Below are 3774 nucleotides of genomic sequence, written 5' to 3'. Positions count from 1 at the left end.
GAGCAAGCCCGCTCCCACATTAGCCCTCAGTGTTCTTTAAAGTGGGGGCTTGGCTCTTCGGGCCTTGAAGAACTCACTCAACACCGTCCCGCATTCCTCCGCCAACACCCCGCCTTCATACAGCACCCGATGATTCAGAAAGCCTTGGGTAAAAAACTGCCCTTGGCTTTGCACAATCCCGGCCTTGGGTTCCAGCGCGCCGTACACCACCCGCGCGATACGCGAATGCACAATCAGGCCCGCGCACATGCTGCACGGCTCCAGTGTCACGTAAAGCGTGCTGCCGACCAGCCGATAGTTCCTGATCGCCTGCGCCGCCGCGCGGATGGCGACCATTTCGGCGTGGGCGCTGGGGTCGTTGCCGCTGATCGGGCAGTTGAAACCCCGGCCAATGATTTCACCGTCCTGTACCAGCACCGCGCCCACCGGTACTTCGCCGAGCAAGGCACCTTGCGCGGCGAGGGCCAGGGCTTCGCGCATGAAGTCCTGGTCGCGGCTGCGGTCGATAATCGCCGTCGGGCGAACCTGACGCATCACGCCACCTCGATGGCGGCCATCAGGCCGGTTTCCATGTGGTCGATCACGTGGCAGTGGAACATCCACACCCCCGGGTTATCCGCCACCAACGCCACGCGGGCGCGCTCGTTCTTGCCCAACAGGTACGTGTCGGTGAAGTACGGGATCACCTTGTGGCGGTTCGAGGCGATCACCTTGAAGCTCATGCCATGCAGGTGGATCGGGTGCTGGTATTGGGTCATGTTTTTCAATTCAAAAATGTAGCTCTTGCCCTTTTCCAGCTTGGCAATCGGGCGGTCGGCGCAGGTTTTGTCGGTGATGTCCCAGGCCTTGCCGTTGATTTGCCACAGGCTTGGCGGCTTGCCGTCATCGACCGACACCGAGCCGACCCATTCGAAATTGAAGTTGAGTTTCTCGGCATTGGCCAGGTCCGGTTCGGCGATCGGGTTGGCGGGCAATGCGGGCGGCCATTCGGTGGGCGCGTCGGTACTGGCGACTGAACGGAAGGTGCCCAGGCGAACCGGGCCGTTGCGGATCGACAGTTCTTCGCCGGCAGGCGGCGCCTTGATCGCCAGGCAGATGCGCATGCCGGGGCCCAGCCAGTATTCCTTGCCCAAGGGGCGCGGCTCGATGGGGTTGCCGTCCAGCGCGTAGATCTGCGCGTCGACGCCGGGAATATTGATGCGATAAGTCAGGGTGTTGTCGAGGTTGAGCAAGCGCACGCGGGTGATCTGCCCGGCGGGCAAATCAACGACCGCCTGGGACACCCCGTTGATCGTCGACAGCCGCCCGGCCGTACCGCCACGCGCCGCCTCGCGGGGCACGCTGAAGGCGACAAAGGCGCCCTCTTCGTCCACGTGCCAGCTCTTCAGGCTCAGAGTGCGTTCGTGTTTGAAGCCGGTGGGCTCGCGCTCTTCGATGATCAGCGGGCCGACCAGGCCACGACCGAGTTCTTCGCTGCTGTTCACATGCGGGTGATACCAGTAGCTGCCGGCGTCGGGCACGCGAAATTTGTAGTCGAAGTATTCACCGGGCAACACCGGCAATTGCGAGACGTAGGGCACCCCGTCCATCTCCAGCGGCAGGCGGATGCCATGCCAGTGAATGGTGGTCGCGACCGGCAGGTGGTTGATAAACCGTACGCGCAACCACTCGCCCTGACGCACGCGCAACTCGGTGCCCGGCGCCGAGGGGCCGAACGCCCAGGCTTCGGTTTTGTGCCCCGGCACCAGTTCAACGTCCAGGGGTGCAGCGATCAGCTCGTAATCATGCCCCGCCTCGGCCTCGGCGACTTTCCCCAGCCAATAGCGGTAGGCGCCACCGGCACCGACGCCCACTACGGCCAGGCCTGCGAGACCACCCAGGATTTGTCGACGGGAAAAGGATCGGGACACAACAACCTCACGTATCTGCCGCAGGCCAGGGACCTGCAAAGGGCAGACACGATACACCTGCCTCGGCTAAACAGTAAGGCTTCGCATTGCCGCATGCCACATTCCAATGGCCTGCCGAAGCAGCTAAAGCCTCTGAAGACCGTCGAGATTAATGTGGGAGCTGGCTTGCCTGCGATGGCGGTGGGTCAGTGAATACCTTGCTGACTGACACTGCGCTATCGCGGGCAAGCCCGCTCCCACATTGGATCTTCAGTGTTTGATCAAGCCTTGGCGGCGGCCAGGATCAGGGCCTTCATCTCGGCCACAGCGCCTTTGAAACCGACGAACAGCGCGTGCGCCACGAGGGCATGGCCGATGTTCAGCTCATTGATGCCCTTGATCGCAGCCACGGCTTCGACGTTGTGGTAATGCAGGCCATGGCCGGCATTGACGATCAGGCCTTCACGCAGGCCCACCGCCACGCCGTCAATAATGCGTTGCAACTCGTCGGCGACTTCAGTCGGGGTGGTGGCATCGGCGTAACGGCCGGTGTGCAGTTCGATGGCTGGCGCGCCGACGCGACGCGAGGCTTCGATCTGGCGCTCGTCGGCGTCGATAAACAGCGAGACTTCGCTGCCGATTTGCGACAGGCGCTCCACCGCCGCCTTGATCCGCGCTTCCTGGCCAGCCACATCGAGGCCGCCTTCGGTAGTCAGTTCCTGGCGGGTTTCCGGTACCAGGCAGATGTGCGCCGGGCGGATGCGCTCGGCGAACGCCATCATTTCCTCGGTGACGCCCATTTCGAAGTTCATGCGGGTTTGCAGCACATCCTTGAGGATGAGTACATCGCGTTCCTGGATATGGCGACGGTCTTCGCGCAGGTGCACGGTGATGCCGTCGGCGCCCGCTTCTTCGGCGTCCAGCGCGGCCTTGACCGGGTCAGGGTAACGGGTGCCCCGGGCCTGGCGCAGGGTAGCGACGTGGTCGATGTTGACGCCAAGAAGAATGCGATTGCTGGTGGTCACGGAAGCGCTCCTGAAAAGGGAAAGAAACGCCGCACAGCATACACGGGGTTGTCAGGGCTTTCGAAACAACTCGCGACTGACCAGCGGCCGGCCGCCCAAGTGCACGGCCAAGGCCTGGCGCATCAGGCGCTTGGCGGCGGACAAGGCACCGGGGGCGCTCCAGTCGGCTTCGCTCATGGCCAACAGCTCGGTGCCCTGGAACAGGCCCGGTTGCAGCAGGTACACGCGCTCAAGGCCGGCGTCGACTTGCAGGCGATACATGCCGTCGGCCGCGATTGGGTCGCCGTGCAGGTCATTGGTGAGTTCGAAGCCGTAGCCCAGGTCGTCGAGCAGGCGCCATTCGAACGCGCGCAGCAACGGTTCCAGCGGGCGGCCTTCGGCCAGCGCCAACAACGTGGCCGCGTAGTGATCGAAAACGCCCGGGTGCGGGTCTTCGGCGGGAAGCAGGCGAATCAGCAGTTCATTGAGGTAGAGGCCACTGAACAGGGCTTCGCCATTCAGCCAGGGGGATATGCCCACGCTTTCCAGGCGACCGACGTTTTTCAGCTCACCTTTGCCACGAAACTCCACGTCCAGCGCCACGAAAGGCCGCGCCTGCGTGCCCGCTTTGCCCCGCGCGCTGCGCAAGACTGCGCGCAGGCGGCCTTGGGGCGTGAGGAAGTCCACCAAGGCGCTGGTCTCGCGGTAGGCGCGGCTGTGCAGCACGTAGGCGAGTTGGCTGGGAGGTGGGGATTGGGACATGAAAGTCTCTTCGCAGAACTTAAGAACAGCGACAAAACAAATGTGGGAGCGGGCTTGTGTGGGAGCCGGGCTTGCCCGCGATGCAGGCACCTCAGTCCTTCAGTTGTACCGAGGTGATG

At 63.3% G+C, this 3774-nt stretch carries 4 protein-coding genes; all 4 read right to left on the bottom strand.

Annotated elements, in window-relative coordinates; all coding sequences use genetic code 11:
- Positions 1–36 precede the first annotated feature (36 nt).
- A complete protein-coding gene (gene tadA / locus WBB95_RS01785; protein WP_424486020.1) occupies positions 37–534 on the bottom strand; it encodes a tRNA adenosine(34) deaminase TadA in 498 nt (165 codons plus the stop codon).
- A complete protein-coding gene (locus tag WBB95_RS01780; protein ID WP_424486019.1) occupies positions 534–1910 on the bottom strand; it encodes a multicopper oxidase family protein in 1377 nt (458 codons plus the stop codon). The genes tadA and WBB95_RS01780 overlap by 1 nt, the downstream gene beginning before the upstream one ends.
- A gap of 260 nt (positions 1911–2170) precedes the next feature.
- On the bottom strand, positions 2171–2914 hold the full coding sequence (gene pdxJ / locus WBB95_RS01775; RefSeq protein ID WP_424486018.1) for a pyridoxine 5'-phosphate synthase: 744 nt from the start codon (positions 2912–2914) through the stop codon (positions 2171–2173).
- A 51-nt stretch (positions 2915–2965) separates the two neighbouring features.
- Positions 2966–3655, bottom strand: a complete 690-nt coding sequence (recO, locus tag WBB95_RS01770; RefSeq protein WP_424486017.1) for a DNA repair protein RecO — start codon at positions 3653–3655, stop codon at positions 2966–2968.
- Between the last annotated feature and the right edge of the window lie 119 nt (positions 3656–3774).

It is taken from the genome of Pseudomonas sp., assembly GCF_049645325.1.
Taxonomy (GTDB): domain Bacteria; phylum Pseudomonadota; class Gammaproteobacteria; order Pseudomonadales; family Pseudomonadaceae; genus Aquipseudomonas.
Note: the sequence above shows the minus strand (reverse complement) of the source record. Positions and strands in the feature narration are given on the sequence as shown.